Genomic DNA, 15,466 nt, shown 5'->3' with positions numbered 1-15,466 from the left:
GGTAAAAATAGGCTATTAGAGTTTTAAACTTTCGCTGCCCTTCCTAATTTTAAGTGAGCTTTGCCTAACTCTTTGTTGGCAAGAGCAGAGAGTAAGTTTAACTCTCCTGCAAGTACTGCAGACGCTATAATCTCGGCAAATTTTTTAGCATTAGTACCCGGTGGATTACCGCTACCATATACCCCCATTATGGAAAGTGCCTCCCTTTGAGTCGGTAATCTAGTACCACCACCTATTGTACCTACCTCTAGAGAAGTAAGGGTCACAGATATGTATAACCCTTCATTCCTAACCTCAGTCCACGTGTATCCGCTACTGCTTTCTACGACTTGTGCCATATCTTGTCCCGTAGCTAGGAAAACGGCTGCGATAATATTAGCAAAATGTGCATTATACTGAAAGAAAGTACCTGCTCTAGCTCCTCCAGCCCAGTTCTTCCTTAGATTAACTTCATGAATAAGTTCCTTATCGGACTTTAACGTTGTTTTTATTACATTATTTGGTATTAAAGCTTCTGCAATAACTGTCTTACCTCTACCATGAAGACTATTAACTATCGACTGTTTCTTATCACTACACATATTCCCACTTACGGCTAAACACCTAGCTTTTCCAAAGTTATCTTCAATATATTCACATACTTTCTCGGTAGCTATTGTAGCCATATTCATTCCCATAGCGTCTCCAGTTTCATAAACAAGCCTTAACCAAACATTATTCCCTAACACATACGGTTCTATCGAGATTAACTTACCATGAGAGGACGTGCTCTCAGCAATTCTCTTCAATTCGTCATAATGGGACTTTACCCAATTCAGGAACTCAGCTACGTCGATAATATTATCTAGCTTAAATACCGGAGCTCTCGTCATCCCATCGAATATAATCTTTACCCTCGTACCTCCACTTAATGTAACTGCTTTAGCTCCTCTGTTAACACTCGCTATTAAAGCCCCTTCGGTAGTAGCAAGAGGGACATAAAAATCGCCCTTTGCATAATCGCCATTTACTTTAATCGGGCCCGCTATTCCCAAAGGTACTTGAACAGCACCTATTACATTTTCTGCATTTCTATTTTTTATTTCGGCATAGTCTAGGATTGTAGAACCGATTGAAGGTAAACTAGAACCTGTAAGCCTTTCTATCGCTAGTCTTCTTGCTACCATAGCTGCGTTTGCTTCTAAGAAATTGTCTATTTCGTGTAATTGAATCTCTCCCTTAATTACTTTCTCGACGACGCTGTCAATTGTTTCCTGCATCATTAATCACTCTAAACTTCAGACCGTACTGTATTATGCCGTTAGAAGAATCTGACCTGACTTTCCTTAGAACCGCCTCTACTCTTACACCTTCCTTCAATTCTGTAATTTCGACATCTGTTAGTGGAGCGACTAACTCTATGCCTTCATCAAGTTTTATTAACCCAGCTGTAATAGGGACTTGTTTTTCAAAACCATCTCTATTTTGGTACAAGATAGTATACTCTATTAAAGTACCAGTCCCCTTAGACCTTATTTTTTCTATATCCATTGACCCGCATACGCTACATAAGGGCTGATAAGGGTAAAATACATTTCCGCATCTTTTACACTTACCTAATGACAGCACATATAAAGTATCCTTTAATCTCCAACTTTGCGAAGGACTTATCTTCATGTCTATCTCACCTACTCAAACTAATTAAATATGAAGAGTTACCTAGATCATCACACGATAACAAAATCCCTTTTTCTGGGCCGGACATTGCTTTGGGATGGGCACCGGTCAATTGCAAATACAGTTCAGCTAATTGATATATGGCTGTTGCTGATCCAGGGTAACCTCTAGCCTTGAGGCCACCTCCTAAATTTACTTTTAAGTTCTCTAATTCGTCTAAAGCCTTACCTTCTTCCGCAAGCCCAAGTGATTCTATCTCTAGAGACGCTAAGATACTATATGAATCATGAATCTCATATATTGCTTCCTTACTAATCTTATTAATAGCCTTCCGTGATACGTCTTTTATAGAATTTAAATTAGCATTTGCTATATCTATCGGTAAATTGCTGCTAAATATACTTTCGATCTTAACCGGTGTATCCGTAAACTTCTTAGCCATATCGTCAGAAGTGATGAGTACTACAGACGCGCCATCAGCCCTAGCTGCAATATCAAATAATCTTAACGGCTCTGAAATAAGCTGTGAATCAGTTATAACTTTCTTATCTACTTTAAATTTAAGATAAGCATAGGGATTCTCAACTGCATTCTCGTGCATTTTTAAAGGCCAATTAGTAAAATAATCATACTCTTTCTTGTACTTCTTCATATATCTTTTCATCAATAACGCAGCATATACATGAGGGGTAAGCCCTAGTTGATATTGATATTCGTTATCAAGGTTATATGAGACTACATCGTTAATATATTTAGAAGGGTAGTCGGAAAACTTATCCACACCTACCAATAGGACACTATTTGCTATTCCAGACTTAACTAATGAATACGCAGTTAATATAGAAGCACCCCCGTTGTCACCATTTTCTACCCTAAAGGATATTGGTGATTTAACGCCTAATTTATTAGAAAGTTTAAAAGCTAACATTAGATTTTTTGACAATATATCGCTATATGTACTAGAAACAATCATGGCGTCTACAGAAGAAGGAACATCTTTTATTTTCAACATTAAATCCTTATAGGCTTCTATCACTAGATCCTTTTCTGAAAACTCGTAATATCGGTCAATTTTAATTAGACCACTTGCTACTATAGATACCATCACTCATACACCTTAAATTTATTAGTAGTCTTAGCGTACAGAGAATAAGGTATTACTTTCTTCCTGTTTATATAATATTCCACAGAAGGAGCTAGCTTTTGCCTCTCTACTATCTTGTCGGTAACTAAAATGCTAAATGCGTCGCTACCTGCCCCGCTTCCAAAAGGAGCTACCAATATCCTTTCTCCAGGCTTAGAGATATCGAGTACTTTAGCAAGACCTAGAAGCGCTGAGGCATTATAAGGATTACCTATATAGGGAGAAACTAGACCCGCCTTTACTTTTTCGATCGGGATATTTAATTTTCTCGCTACTTGTATAGGAAATTTACCGTTAGGCTGATGGAACACAAAATAGTCAAAATCTGATATGTTATAACCACCTTCTTCCATCAAGTCCTTTACGGCTGATATTATGTGATAGAAATAAGCAGGCTCTCCAGTAAATCCCTCTCCGTGTAATGGATAAGGCATACCATCTCTTCTCCAAAAGTCCGGAGTGTCGGTTGAAAACGAAGAAGAGGCTTCAATAATAGCAGAAGCCTCATTTTCTTCTCCCACTATATATGCTACAGCAGCTGAAGCTGAACTTAACTCTAAAACGTCTCCAGGATTAGACTGTGCTGTATCACTCCCGACTACTAACCCGTATTTAATTTTCCCAGCCTCTACCATACTAGAAGCTAATCTAAGGCCAGCAGACGCTGCCCTACAAGCAAACTCCAAATCGGCACTTAATGAATTATGGGAAATACCTAGTGCGTCCAATAAGATTGTGGCTGTAGGTTTTACTGCATATACCTTAGACTCAGATCCAAATAAAACGAGATTGATTTCCGAAGGATCTATCCTTGCTCGTGATAGTGCATTCCTAGAAGCTTCCCATGCCATGGTAGTAGAGTCCTCATCAGAGGAGGGGACAGATTTTTCTGATAAGCCTAGGCTTTTTACTACCTCTTTTTCCATACCCCATAATTCTGCTATTTCATCGGATCTAATTCTATATCTAGGAATATAACTACCCCATCCTATTATTCCACTTTTCATTAGGAGTGAAATGAAAAAGATACAATTATAAGGTTTTCGACAGTTGACTATAATATAATCGACAGATGTCGAAAAAATAATATATAGCCTTACATTTGAATGTAAATTAAAAAATAACAATGATGAATAAAAAAGACGGGGGATCTTATGACCGGCTCAGCTCACTCTGAAGACCTATCAGCATAAAACATTTGGTAACGCTTAGGTCTAAGCTGTGATATAATATAATTAAAAGCAGCCTGGGGTTCGCTCTGTTCACCACATGTATAGACATCTAATGTAGCGTATTTATATTCGTTCCACGTGTGAAGAGCTATATGGCTTTCTTCTACTAGTGCTATGATAGAAACTCCTCCCTTCTTTCCACCGAATTTCCATGCTTTAATTTCTACTAACTTCATTTTAGCTATGTCTACTGCTTCTAGTACTACTTTCTCTAGGAAGTCTTTATCCGTAAGAAGTTCCTCATCGAGGTCATATAAGTTCCCGAACACGTGCTTGCCTATTATTTTATCTTCATTTGAAGTTTGGAAATAGGTTTGCTGTTCCATCTTTTTTCCTAGGGCCCTCCGTTTCATAATCTTCTATAATGGGGATAATAAAGTAAACTGACCATTCTAGTCTTCGAAATAAACTAATATACTCCACAAAAGTATTAACCGCAATGAAACGCATTTATCTACTCGGAGTAGTCCTGTTACTATTTGTAGTCCTAGGAGCCATATTTTATGTAGAGAACTCTAATTTCTACTCATACGTGGAATTAGTCAAAGAATTAAAGACGCCCTCTACAACTACCTATACGTTTTGTGTGGTAAGTGTTAATAAAGGGCCTCTACCTATGTCAGCCAACATATTGGTTGCAGTAAGTGCTGGTGTACAGTCGGGTATAATCCCCCATACCCAATATTACAAAAATACATCAAGCATTAGGGTAAACCCTTTTTCTACCGAAAAGAGTCAACTAACAGTTACTATCCCTAACTCTCTCCAAGTTTATGGTGTCGATATAGAGGGGTCTGGTAACTATGGTTGGAGTCTTAAACTAACGAATAATAACACATTATTAAGTGTCATTTCAAGAGTAGACTCCTTTGCTAAATTTTACCCCGTTCAAGTAGCTATATCGTCACATCCTTCCTTTTCCACCAATGCTTCAATAGTATACGTTACGCCCCACGAAATTCCTTATTATATAGCACCTACTGAAGGATCAGTTATCGCATACCCAAACGGGACACTTACCTACTCAGTCGATTTTATATTAAATACTCAGTACATTAAGCTACTTGACGGCACTTATAATCTTAAGCTGTATGTGAATAACACTTTAGTAAACTCTACTTCTTCAAGTATAGTACAAGGCCAGCAAGTTAACGTATACGGGAATTTACCCCCTACATATGTACTAAATGCTTATAACGGGGATGCAGTCTACAATGTCACCTTATATCTAGATGGAGAAGGATTGATATATTACTTTAATGAACTTATTTCAATATGATCGGAGCTACACTACACAAAGATAAATTAATTTATAAAATATACGCTCCTTATATTAAAAAGCTACAATTAAATTTATTGAATATTGGGAAATACGAGGCCGAAAAAGATGATAATGGATATTTTACAGCCTCTATAGATAATGTGTCCGAAGGACAAGAATATAAGCTGGTTTTAGATAACAAAGAAACTATTCCAGATCCTTTATCGAGATATCAACCTTATGGGGTACACGGTAATTCGACAATAATAAGCACGGACTTTGATATCCCAGAAATAAATAGACTGAGTGCTGAAGACCTAATAATCTATGAAATACACGTAGGGACTTTTTCTAACAGAGGTGACTTTAAAGGTATAATAGAAAAGTTAGATTACCTGAAGGATCTGGGAGTTACCGCAATTGAGATAATGCCAATAGCTCAATTCCCGGGTGAAAGGGATTGGGGATACGACGGTACCTATCTTTTTGCTGTTCAGAATACATACGGTGGCCCTAAAGGCTTTGCTGAGCTTGTCAGGGAAGCTCATAAAAGAAACCTAGGGGTAATTTTAGATGTAGTATACAACCACGTTGGGCCTGAAGGAAACTACCTTATTAAACTAGGGCCTTACTTCTCCGAAAAATACCGTACCCCTTGGGGTTTAACCTTTAATTTCGATGATAGAGGGAGCGACGAGGTAAGGGAACTAGTAATTGACAACGTTAAGTATTGGTTAGATATATTTAAGGTAGATGGGCTGAGGCTAGATGCGGTGCACGCTATTTTTGACATGTCCCCTAAACACATACTTCAAGAAATTGCTGAAACCGTTCACAGTAGAAATAAGATTGTTATTGCTGAAAGTGACTTAAATGACCCAAAAATAGTTAGAGAAGATTGCGGTTACGGAATTGATATGCAGTGGACCGATGACTTCCACCACTCTGTCCACGCGTATATTACGAAAGAGAAATCGGGTTACTATTCTGATTTTGGATCAATTAAAGAGATAGAGAAAAGTTTTAAAGATGTATTTGTCTATGACGGAAAATTCTCGAGATATAGGGGAAAAACACATGGTGCACCAGTGGGTGGGCTCTCTAGATGTAAATTCGTAGTATACATCCAGAACCATGACCAAGTAGGTAATAGAGGGAATGGTGAAAGGCTCTCTGTACTGGTAGATAAAGAATCTTACCTGATTGCGTCAACGTTATACATTCTTTCCCCTTATATACCAATGCTTTTTATGGGTGAAGAATACTTTGAAACAAAACCCTTTCTATTCTTTTCAGACTTTTCAGACCCTCAACTAATTAAAGGAGTGAGAGAAGGAAGGCTCAAAGAAAATGGTCAATCAATTGACCCCCAATCGCTTGAGGCCTTTCAAAAATCTAAGTTATCATGGAATGTTAATGAAGATGTGCTACATTTTTATAAAAAACTGATAGAAATAAGAAGAAATTATTTAATTAAATGTAAGAAACCCGATTACGTTGAATCGGGGACAGATTGGATAAGTATCAAAATTCCTAATTTGCTAATCATAGCTTCATTTGGTGATAATATTATAGAGCTTAAAGAAGACGGAAACTTGTTATTAGGTATTAATTTTCCAGAAAAAATTCAGAGACATAGTAAGATAAAAATTACTAAGGGGATAGGAGTATATCAGACAGTATGAAGAATAGGGATAGACCTCTAAGACCAGGTGAGCCTTACCCGATAGGGTCCACGTGGATCGAAGAAGAAGACGGTACTAACTTTGTTATTTTCTCAGAAAACGCAACAAAAGTCGAGCTACTGCTATACTCGAACATAAAACAGGACGAACCAAAAGAAGTAATTGAAGTTACGCAGAAGACCGGTGACTTATGGCACGTATTTGTCCCTGGGATAAGACCTAGACAACTATACGCTTATAGAGTCTACGGACCTTATAAACCCGAAGAAGGCTTAAGGTTTAATCCTAATAAGGTACTGATAGACCCCTACGCTAAAGCGATTAATGGGGGTTTGACATGGGACGACACAGTCTTTGGCTATAAGATAGGTGAACAAAACCAAGACCTATCGTTTGATGAACGAAAAGACGATAAATTTATACCCAAAAGTGTGGTAATAGACCCTTATTTTAACTGGACAGATGGACATTTTTTTATGAAGAAAAAGATACCTTGGAACGATACAGTTATCTATGAGCTTCATGTTAAGGGGTTTACAAAACTTAGGCAAGACCTCCCGGAAAATGTAAGAGGGACATTCGATGGACTATCTTCTGACACAATGATCGACTACCTTAAGGATCTCGGAATGACTACCGTAGAACTTATGCCAATTCAACAATTTGTAGACGAAAGGTTCTTAATAGAAAAAGGACTTAAGAATTACTGGGGATATAACCCTATTAATTACTTCTCCCCAGAATGTCGTTATTCTAGTAGCGGATGCTTAGGAGAACAAGTCTATGAGTTTAAGAAAATGATAAATAAACTTCACGAGGCCGGAATTGAGGTTATAATAGACGTAGTTTATAACCACACAGCTGAAGGGAACCACTTAGGACCGACCCTGAGCTTCAAAGGGATAGATAATAGAGCATATTACTTATTAGACCCCAAAAACCCTAGGTATTACCTTGATTTTACCGGGACTGGGAATACACTTAACTTGTCACACCCTAGAGTCCTCCAGATGGTCCTAGACAGCTTAAGATACTGGGTATTAGAGATGCACGTAGATGGGTTCAGGTTCGACTTAGCCTCAGCATTGGCACGCCAGCTATACAGCGTAAACATGCTATCGACATTTTTCGTAGCAATCCAGCAAGACCCAGTCCTATCACAAGTTAAACTGATCGCAGAACCTTGGGACGTGGGACCGGGAGGCTACCAAGTAGGCAATTTCCCCTATTTATGGGCAGAATGGAACGGGAAGTACAGAGACGATATTAGGAGGTTTTGGAAAGGAGATGCGGTACCCTTCGAAGAATTAGCAAATAGATTATTAGGATCACCAGACCTTTATGCCGGGAATAATAAGACCCCGTTTGCAAGTATAAACTACATTACTTCTCACGATGGGTTTACGTTAGCGGACTTAGTGAGTTATAACCAAAAACATAACGAAGCTAACCAACTCAATAACGAAGACGGGATGAATGAAAACTACAGTTGGAATTGTGGATTTGAGGGGGAAACCCAAGACCCGAACGTGATAATGTGTAGAGAAAAACAAAAGAGAAATCTTCTAATAACGCTCTTCACGAGCCAAGGTATACCGATGATCTTAGGAGGGGACGAAATAGGGAGGACACAAAAAGGAAATAACAATGCGTTCTGTCAGGATAACGAGATAAGCTGGTTCGATTGGAATTTAGACGATAGAAAATTAAAATTTCATAGTTTTGTCAGAGAACTCATATACTTTTACAGAGCTCACCCTATATTTAGGAGAGCAAGGTACTTTCAAGGTAGAAAACTATTCGGACTGCCTATGAAAGACGTAACTTGGCTGAAGCCTGACGGGGCAGAAGTAGATGAAGCTACATGGAAATCAAATACTAACTTTATCGCCTATGTGTTAGAAGGGAGCGCAATAGATGAGATAAACAAATACGGGGAGAGAATAGCTGATGACACTTTCTTAATAATACTAAATGGGGGAAATAATAATATTAAGTTCAAATTCCCCCAAGGCAAATGGGAACTGGTATTACACCCATACCTAGAAGATAGAAAGGAGATAGTAGAAGGAGGAACCGAAAAAGAGATAGACGGAAAAACCGCTCTAGTCTACAGAAGAGTGGAAGCATGAAACTTCTATCTACCTATAGAGTTCAGTTAAATAAAGGCTTTAATTTTGATAATGTAATAGAACATCTAGACTATTTCACAGAACTAGGTATCTCACACCTATATCTATCTCCAGTCTTTCAGGCCAGACCAGGAAGTACTCATGGTTATGACGTAACCGACCACACAAAAATAAACCCAGAACTTGGTGGGGAAGATAAATATAGAGAGCTAATCAGAAAAGCAAAAGAGAAAGGCCTTGGTATAATCCAAGATATAGTACCTAACCATACAGCGGTTCACTCAGATAATTGGAGATTAATGGACGTTTTAAAGAACGGCAAGACGAGTAAATATTACCAGTTCTTTGATTTTTACAAAGAGGAAAATAAAATAAGGTTACCGATACTTGAGGACAGCCTTGATAATGTTGTCTCACGTGGTCTTATAGAAATAATAAAAGATAAGGATGGCAATTATTTCTTAAAATATCATGATTGGAGGCTACCCTTATCGCGGATGGGACAAGACCTAAACGAAACACTCAGAGACCAGTTTTATGAACTGACGTACTGGAAAGAACCACCCTCTTATAGAAGATTTTTTGATGTAAACGAATTAATAGCAATAAACCAAGAAGTTGATTTTGTTTTTGAGGAAACGCACAAGAAAATTCTTGAATTTGATGTAGACGGATTTAGAATAGACCATGTCGATGGCCTATATGAGCCAGAAAAATATGTGAAAAAGCTAAAAGAAAAATCCAAGAATAAAATAATTTTAGTAGAAAAAATATTGTCATTCGATGAAAAATTATTCAACGGGCCGGATGGCACTACCGGATATGATTTTCTAAATTTCTCCAACCTATTATATACTTTCAATGAAGAAGACATGACAAGAGTTTATTACGACTTTATAGGTACTGATTTCACATACGATATAGATAAAGCTATAAAAGAGGCTAAGAAATTCGTCATCGAAGAACTATTTAATTACGAGGTATCACGACTTTCAAAGCTATTGGGCGTTAGCACCGAAACATTGAAAAATTACCTGAGCTGCTTAACTCGTTATAGGACTTATAATAACGAGGTAATTAAGGAGTGCGACAAGGGAGAAGAAATATCAAAAGCAGCTAAAGAAAGACCAGAAATATATACTAAACTCCAACAGTTCATGCCAGCAGTTTTCGCAAAGGCGTATGAGGATACTTTCCTATATAGATATAACAGGCTTGTTTCCCTTAACGAGGTCGGTAGTAATTTAGCTTATTACCACTTTGACTGTAGCAAATTCCATGAATTTAATAGCTCTCGTATCTCGTCATTATCATTAAACGCCACAAGCACGCACGACACTAAATTTAGTGAAGATGTAAGGATGAAAATAAGTGCAATCAGCGAAAAACCAAAAGAATGGGAAAAAAGAGTAAAAGAGTGGCATGAGATCCTGAACCCAAAAGTAGATAGAAATACAGAATACAGGTTTTACCAAGTATTGGTAGGGAGCTATTATGAGGGGTTTACAGTCGACTATAAAGAGAGGCTAAAATCTCATATGATTAAAAGTGTAAGAGAGGCTAAAGAACACACTTCATGGCTAAAAATAAACCAAGAATATGAAAATAAATTAATAGAACTAGTTAATGAAACATTTGATAATAAAGAGTTCCAGAGGTCATTTCTTGAATACGAAACTACAATCAGGAAATTAGGTATGATTAAATCCTTATCTCTACTCACACTAAAGGTCTTATCACCTGGCGTACCAGACTTCTATCAAGGCACTGAGACGTGGAGATATTTATTGACGGATCCAGATAACAGGAGAAGTGTAGACTTCGACAAATTAAATACACTTCTAAAAAATTCTAAGAAATATGACAGCCTAATGTCGAGGAACATGGACGATGGGAGAATAAAGGTCTACACTACATATAAGTTGCTTCATTTAAGGCAACTATATGACGAAGTAATAATTAACGGGAGTTACGAACCGCTGAAATTACCATTAGGCCTTTGCGGATTTACCAGAGGAAAGAGAATACTAGTTATCGTAAAGACATTAGCAAGTCTAGGAGAACAGACTATAAGGATAGATGGGGAATATCTCGACGTCCTTACTAACGAAGAGATTAGAAATGAAGTAAATGTGACAGACTTACCAAGAGTCCTAATTAAGGAAAAGTGAGGGTCGTTGAGGCATCCATTCTAAATTGAAATATTCTCTTAGGTCAGTACAATTCATGGGTTGATAGTTAGGCGCATACGAAACCATCCTACGTAAAATACTGAATTATATCCTGTTATCACACACCTTTACACGGTACCATGTACTAACGTTGTTATATATGTATATTATTTTTTAAATAATTAAATCTAACCATAATTAGATAAATAGAAATTACAAAATAAACATGAATCACCTGCATCTTACGTATCCTATACTGTTGTAATGACAGTTAAAAATAAATTGTCACTAGGCTATTAAACTTAAATAGGGAATTATCATTTCAGATAATAAATTCAAGATATCTAATCACCATGTGGACAAAAATAACACTTCTCTTCATTACAGCAGCATTTACCATACTACTTTATATTTGTTAACAAAGAGGCTTTCCGGACTGTTTCAACTATAGTTGATTTGCTTGGAGTTTTTACTTCATCTATAAAAGATTAAGAGGAGGCGATAATTTAAAATATTTATATTTAATTATAGGACACACATTACTTCTAGTTATGCTAATAGCACTTTATCTCGGGCTTACTCCACTTATAAACACGGCCTATAAACACAAAGAAATTTACTAAGCAGTATGTAAACTTTTGACCATCCCTAAATGCCCTCGTAAGATGAACAGCTTGTCTGCTAAGGATCCATCGTCTGAGGTTCACTATCCTGTGTCTGTACTCCCATAAGAATTCAAAAATCAAATCCTATAAATCTAAGTTTTTATCTTTCCCCAAAACGATATTTATAAGTCTCGATCTTACTCCTCAAATTATCAACGAGTGCTTTAGTCTCAAAGCTCACACTCCTTTCATGCATCGCCTCCTCAGCCTTTGATAAGTAGTCCTTAGCCCTCAAGTAGAGGTCTTTGTTATTATAAGCTACAGCGTTCTGTAAATACATCATACCAAGAATAGCTAACTCTGCTATATAATTTTCCGACTCCTTATCCGAAAACGCTAACGCCTTCTCATACCTCTTTATTACTTTTTCATCAATAGGTTGTCCGCTCTCCGGAGAAAGTGTGTACTTAGTCCTAGCCTCTTTTTTCCTAATTCCAGGGGGTCTTATCCCACGCCTCATAAGATATCTGTTAATGTAAATGCTTGATATTCCTAACAATATTGCAGATATTAAGAAGCTCAAATTAGATGATAAAACGGAGTTATGCGAATAGGTATAAAGAATTTCATCAGCTAGAATATATACTACAGCCGATGGTAACGCTGAAAATAATAACATAAGTAAGAGATATTTTAAAGTCGATATTTTTTTGGTTGGACCAAAGATAATCCTTCTTCTCTCATCCGTCATCATGACCACTTTTAGAATACTTATTTATCTTTTATAAAAATTTTTGTAAAAAAAAATTAACAACAAAACCCAGCTTTTTCACATACGTAATCACCACCTATTGTGCAAGCCTTATCAATACCAATTTGTAAAATAATCTGTAAAACCTCATTACATATTATATCGCATGACCCTGCACATATAATGTAAATAATCGGATCCTCAATAAATATTATACAGACGTCAATATCACAAACTTCATCACATGCAATCGCACTAGCTACTTTAGTCGCAAGTAATCCACATAGCACACCAACCAGTACTTTACAAATTTCACATTCTATAGGATTTGGGTCTTTCCCTTCTTCGCTCTTCTGTTGCAAAGGGTAAGGCTGGTATAGTTTATCTGGTATTAATATTTCCTCGTTCTCTATTCTTCTGCTCCTAGTTCTACAACCACTTACGCCTTCTTTTATTAAAACTCTATGCTTATCCCCTTCCTTTCCTAAATACTTGACCTTGAACCTCCTCGATACACTCTCTGAACCATAATTTATCCTACTATACGTTATTTCATGTTCTCCAAAAGGATCGCCTTCTATTAGCTGACTCCAAGATATTATCTTTGATGGAGCGTTTTCATACTCTATTAGAGTAACTCCTTGTCTAAAAATTTGTTTATCACTCTTCTTCTCTTCATAATGCAACAGTTTAATATTTTTAGGCTTTAAATTTTGAGGCATAAGTGAATTGAGATTTTAAAAAAAAAGTTAACTATAATCAGAATGCTTTTGATAATCGCACCCTATTTTAATGCAAACTAAACTAGGTAATAGATGAAAATCATGAGATACTTTAAAAACAACTCAATAGAGGAAAATACCTAGTCCAGCATAGAAAATATAAACAGCCTTAACAGATGCGTGGGAATGAGGAAATAAAGGAGAGACAGAAAATTATGTTTACAACCCTAGTTAGTTAGCAAATACTTACTGGTTTTCATGCTAGAACAAATAAGGGTGTGAGAACTATAATTTCTTCTATTATCTCAGTTATACACTAATGATAAGGTATTGCTTATTATTATACTCAGTTAATTCATAAAGGACAATAACACTATTAATGTGGGATTAGGAAAACCTTGTTAATCTAAAGGACCTGGTGTTTGTCCTTTAGTTTCTGAGCAAGTATAAGATAATGAGTTTTTGCTCTATTTGTAAATCGTTTTATACTAATTTACCCTTCGTAGGAGAAACTACTACTATTATCTTTAACGTCAAGCTTTTCCTTTACTTTAGGCCAGACCTCCCCTATTTTGCTCCAGTCATTCGCATCTTCAGTAATAACTACCTTAACCCCGTTCTGGCTTACTAAAGCAGCATGTAATGCATCATAAGTTACTGAAAGTTTTGCTATTTCTTTAGCGTAACCAGAAGGATCCCTGTTCATTTCCAGTATTGTTATTGGAAGGTCTAGGTACTAATTGACAGCGTCGTATATGGCTTTTATATCGATCTTAGATAAGCTACCAAAGAGCTCAAACAGTATAAGGTGAGAGCCAAAGCCTTTAAACCCACCAGATACTAGCATATCAAGTATTTTATAGCATCATTATAAAGATCCAGGGTTCTTTAAAGTAACACAAATGAAAATGCTGGTGTCAATATAAGCCTATTTCTCTATTAAGAGGCTACTCAACAAGTTTCACCGCATCAATACTCTTTGATCCTCCTAAGTATTTATCAACTATAGTGGCTAACCTCTTAAGTGCATCTGAAGCTCTGATTGGTTCTATTATTATCTTACCTTCCCAACTCTAATTATAAGCTATCTCTAACTTTAATACCTTAGACATCTTTTACCCCCTTAGGTATCGTGATTTGATATTTTCTAGTAGCTATAGTTTCTGGCATACAGTAGTACTCTAAGTACTTAAAGTTGGTTATAAGATAAAGCGACTCCTAGATGAACGTATAGCGTTTTATCGAAAACCGAAACCCTAGCTAGGCTGTAATATTTGACTTAACAGTTACACTTTAGCGTAGATATTTACAAAATCTTTACATTCAATTTCTTAAAATGTTTTTCATCAAAAGTATAAATCTCGTTAATACCGTTTTTCATCATTATGACATAAGCTAGAGCATCGTTAATGCTTACGCTTTCCTCATTGGCTATTTTAACAGCTTCAGTGTAATCTTGTACTGTGACTTCTTTAACGAGAATGTTTTCGTTGTTAATTACGTTTTCTATAACCTTAATTGAGGTCGTGAGGCTAGACAAGTTCTCGATTACGTTAGCAATTTCAGAAATGTGGACTACAGTAGTTAGAACTTTTTCCTCCCCGTTATCAATTCGTGTCAATATTTCCTTTGCTTTCTCTTTCATTTTTACAATCTTTTCATCAACTGAACGTTTTGGTTTCAATAATGCATAAACAAACACGTTAGAGTCTATAAACTTTACGTTTAAGCTCATGCCAATCACCGGGCAATTCTTCAACATCAATACTGTCAATAAGTTTTGTTAAGTTTGAAACGCGGGGATAAAGTTCAATCTTATCTTCTTTTAAAACAAGTACGAACTCGTCAGTGTTAAACTTATCCCTCCATTCTTTTGGTATAACTACCCTCCCTTGACTATCAACTCTCTTTATTACCACTTTCTCCATTTTTTACCAAAAGATGATCTGATTACCAAATAATTAAACTTAACTAATGGAGTACAGAGGGCCGCTCACGTCCCCATTGCAAGTTAAAATATGCTCTATTAAATTAGCATAATTCAATGTACAAATAACCCAAATATCCGTAGAACATTCTATTTAATTAAAGTTATAACCCCTCATTA

14 protein-coding genes are annotated in these 15,466 nt (G+C 36.6%); 4 read left to right on the top strand and 10 right to left on the bottom strand.

Annotated features, from left to right (window positions below; genetic code table 11):
• Window positions 1–23 precede the first annotated feature (23 nt).
• The 5 genes from hmgA to speD form a co-directional block, all read right to left on the bottom strand.
• Window positions 24–1,259, bottom strand: a complete 1,236-nt coding sequence (hmgA, locus tag KN1_RS12720) for a hydroxymethylglutaryl-CoA reductase (NADPH) (RefSeq protein ID WP_420857168.1) — start codon at window positions 1,257–1,259, stop codon at window positions 24–26.
• A complete protein-coding gene (locus KN1_RS12715) occupies window positions 1,243–1,656 on the bottom strand; it encodes a Zn-ribbon domain-containing OB-fold protein (RefSeq protein WP_221288002.1) in 414 nt (137 codons plus the stop codon). Before KN1_RS12715 ends, hmgA begins: the two co-directional genes overlap by 17 nt.
• A 7-nt stretch (window positions 1,657–1,663) precedes the next feature.
• Window positions 1,664–2,761, bottom strand: a complete 1,098-nt coding sequence (locus KN1_RS12710) for a thiolase family protein (RefSeq protein WP_221288001.1) — start codon at window positions 2,759–2,761, stop codon at window positions 1,664–1,666.
• Entirely contained in the window at window positions 2,761–3,807 is a 1,047-nt protein-coding gene (locus KN1_RS12705) for a hydroxymethylglutaryl-CoA synthase (protein WP_221288000.1), read from the bottom strand. Before KN1_RS12705 ends, KN1_RS12710 begins: the two co-directional genes overlap by 1 nt.
• A gap of 161 nt (window positions 3,808–3,968) precedes the next feature.
• The gene (speD, locus tag KN1_RS12700; RefSeq protein WP_221290764.1) at window positions 3,969–4,358 is read right to left on the bottom strand and encodes an adenosylmethionine decarboxylase; all 390 of its coding nucleotides are present in this window, start codon (window positions 4,356–4,358) and stop codon (window positions 3,969–3,971) included.
• Between the two features lie 113 nt (window positions 4,359–4,471).
• On the opposite strand from speD, the gene KN1_RS12695 reads away from it, so the two are divergent.
• The 4 genes from KN1_RS12695 to treY are packed head-to-tail and all read left to right on the top strand — an operon-like array spanning window position 4,472 to window position 11,281.
• On the top strand, window positions 4,472–5,311 hold the full coding sequence (locus KN1_RS12695) for a hypothetical protein (protein WP_221287999.1): 840 nt from the start codon (window positions 4,472–4,474) through the stop codon (window positions 5,309–5,311).
• Window positions 5,308–6,978 carry a malto-oligosyltrehalose trehalohydrolase gene (gene treZ, locus KN1_RS12690; protein WP_221287998.1) on the top strand — a complete coding sequence of 557 codons (1,671 nt, stop codon included), beginning with the start codon at window positions 5,308–5,310 and terminating at the stop codon, window positions 6,976–6,978. The genes KN1_RS12695 and treZ overlap by 4 nt, the downstream gene beginning before the upstream one ends.
• A complete protein-coding gene (gene glgX / locus KN1_RS12685) occupies window positions 6,975–9,110 on the top strand; it encodes a glycogen debranching protein GlgX (protein ID WP_420857148.1) in 2,136 nt (711 codons plus the stop codon). The genes treZ and glgX overlap by 4 nt, the downstream gene beginning before the upstream one ends.
• Window positions 9,107–11,281, top strand: coding sequence for a malto-oligosyltrehalose synthase (treY, locus tag KN1_RS12680; protein WP_221287997.1), 2,175 nt, complete (start codon window positions 9,107–9,109; stop codon window positions 11,279–11,281). The genes glgX and treY overlap by 4 nt, the downstream gene beginning before the upstream one ends.
• Before the next feature lie 765 nt (window positions 11,282–12,046).
• On the opposite strand, the gene KN1_RS12675 is transcribed toward treY, so the two are convergent.
• From KN1_RS12675 to KN1_RS12655, 5 genes are all read right to left on the bottom strand, one after another.
• Window positions 12,047–12,640: a hypothetical protein gene (locus tag KN1_RS12675; RefSeq protein ID WP_225905834.1), complete on the bottom strand. Its 594-nt coding sequence runs from the start codon at window positions 12,638–12,640 to the stop codon at window positions 12,047–12,049.
• 53 nt (window positions 12,641–12,693) lie between these two features.
• On the bottom strand, window positions 12,694–13,359 hold the full coding sequence (locus KN1_RS14845; protein WP_225905698.1) for a hypothetical protein: 666 nt from the start codon (window positions 13,357–13,359) through the stop codon (window positions 12,694–12,696).
• 493 nt (window positions 13,360–13,852) lie between these two features.
• Window positions 13,853–14,065 carry a hypothetical protein gene (locus tag KN1_RS14840; protein ID WP_225905697.1) on the bottom strand — a complete coding sequence of 71 codons (213 nt, stop codon included), beginning with the start codon at window positions 14,063–14,065 and terminating at the stop codon, window positions 13,853–13,855.
• Between the two features lie 600 nt (window positions 14,066–14,665).
• On the bottom strand, window positions 14,666–15,094 hold the full coding sequence (locus KN1_RS12660) for a type II toxin-antitoxin system VapC family toxin (RefSeq protein ID WP_221287996.1): 429 nt from the start codon (window positions 15,092–15,094) through the stop codon (window positions 14,666–14,668).
• Window positions 15,063–15,287: an AbrB/MazE/SpoVT family DNA-binding domain-containing protein gene (locus KN1_RS12655; protein WP_221287995.1), complete on the bottom strand. Its 225-nt coding sequence runs from the start codon at window positions 15,285–15,287 to the stop codon at window positions 15,063–15,065. The genes KN1_RS12660 and KN1_RS12655 overlap by 32 nt, the downstream gene beginning before the upstream one ends.
• Window positions 15,288–15,466: the final 179 nt, after the last annotated feature.

Origin of the sequence: Stygiolobus caldivivus (assembly GCF_019704315.1) — an archaeon.
GTDB classification, from domain to species: domain Archaea; phylum Thermoproteota; class Thermoprotei_A; order Sulfolobales; family Sulfolobaceae; genus Stygiolobus; species Stygiolobus caldivivus.
This window is presented reverse-complemented; position numbering and strand designations above follow the sequence as displayed.

Coding starts and splice junctions, on each gene's coding strand:
- hmgA (WP_420857168.1), bottom strand. CDS start 1,259: ATGCAGGAAACAATTGACAGCGTCGTCGAGAAAGTAATTAAGGGAGAG.
- KN1_RS12715 (WP_221288002.1), bottom strand. CDS start 1,656: ATGAAGATAAGTCCTTCGCAAAGTTGGAGATTAAAGGATACTTTATAT.
- KN1_RS12710 (WP_221288001.1), bottom strand. CDS start 2,761: ATGGTATCTATAGTAGCAAGTGGTCTAATTAAAATTGACCGATATTAC.
- KN1_RS12705 (WP_221288000.1), bottom strand. CDS start 3,807: ATGAAAAGTGGAATAATAGGATGGGGTAGTTATATTCCTAGATATAGA.
- speD (WP_221290764.1), bottom strand. CDS start 4,358: ATGGAACAGCAAACCTATTTCCAAACTTCAAATGAAGATAAAATAATA.
- KN1_RS12695 (WP_221287999.1), top strand. CDS start 4,472: ATGAAACGCATTTATCTACTCGGAGTAGTCCTGTTACTATTTGTAGTC.
- treZ (WP_221287998.1), top strand. CDS start 5,308: ATGATCGGAGCTACACTACACAAAGATAAATTAATTTATAAAATATAC.
- glgX (WP_420857148.1), top strand. CDS start 6,975: ATGAAGAATAGGGATAGACCTCTAAGACCAGGTGAGCCTTACCCGATA.
- treY (WP_221287997.1), top strand. CDS start 9,107: ATGAAACTTCTATCTACCTATAGAGTTCAGTTAAATAAAGGCTTTAAT.
- KN1_RS12675 (WP_225905834.1), bottom strand. CDS start 12,640: ATGATGACGGATGAGAGAAGAAGGATTATCTTTGGTCCAACCAAAAAA.
- KN1_RS14845 (WP_225905698.1), bottom strand. CDS start 13,359: ATGCCTCAAAATTTAAAGCCTAAAAATATTAAACTGTTGCATTATGAA.
- KN1_RS14840 (WP_225905697.1), bottom strand. CDS start 14,065: ATGAACAGGGATCCTTCTGGTTACGCTAAAGAAATAGCAAAACTTTCA.
- KN1_RS12660 (WP_221287996.1), bottom strand. CDS start 15,094: ATGAGCTTAAACGTAAAGTTTATAGACTCTAACGTGTTTGTTTATGCA.
- KN1_RS12655 (WP_221287995.1), bottom strand. CDS start 15,287: ATGGAGAAAGTGGTAATAAAGAGAGTTGATAGTCAAGGGAGGGTAGTT.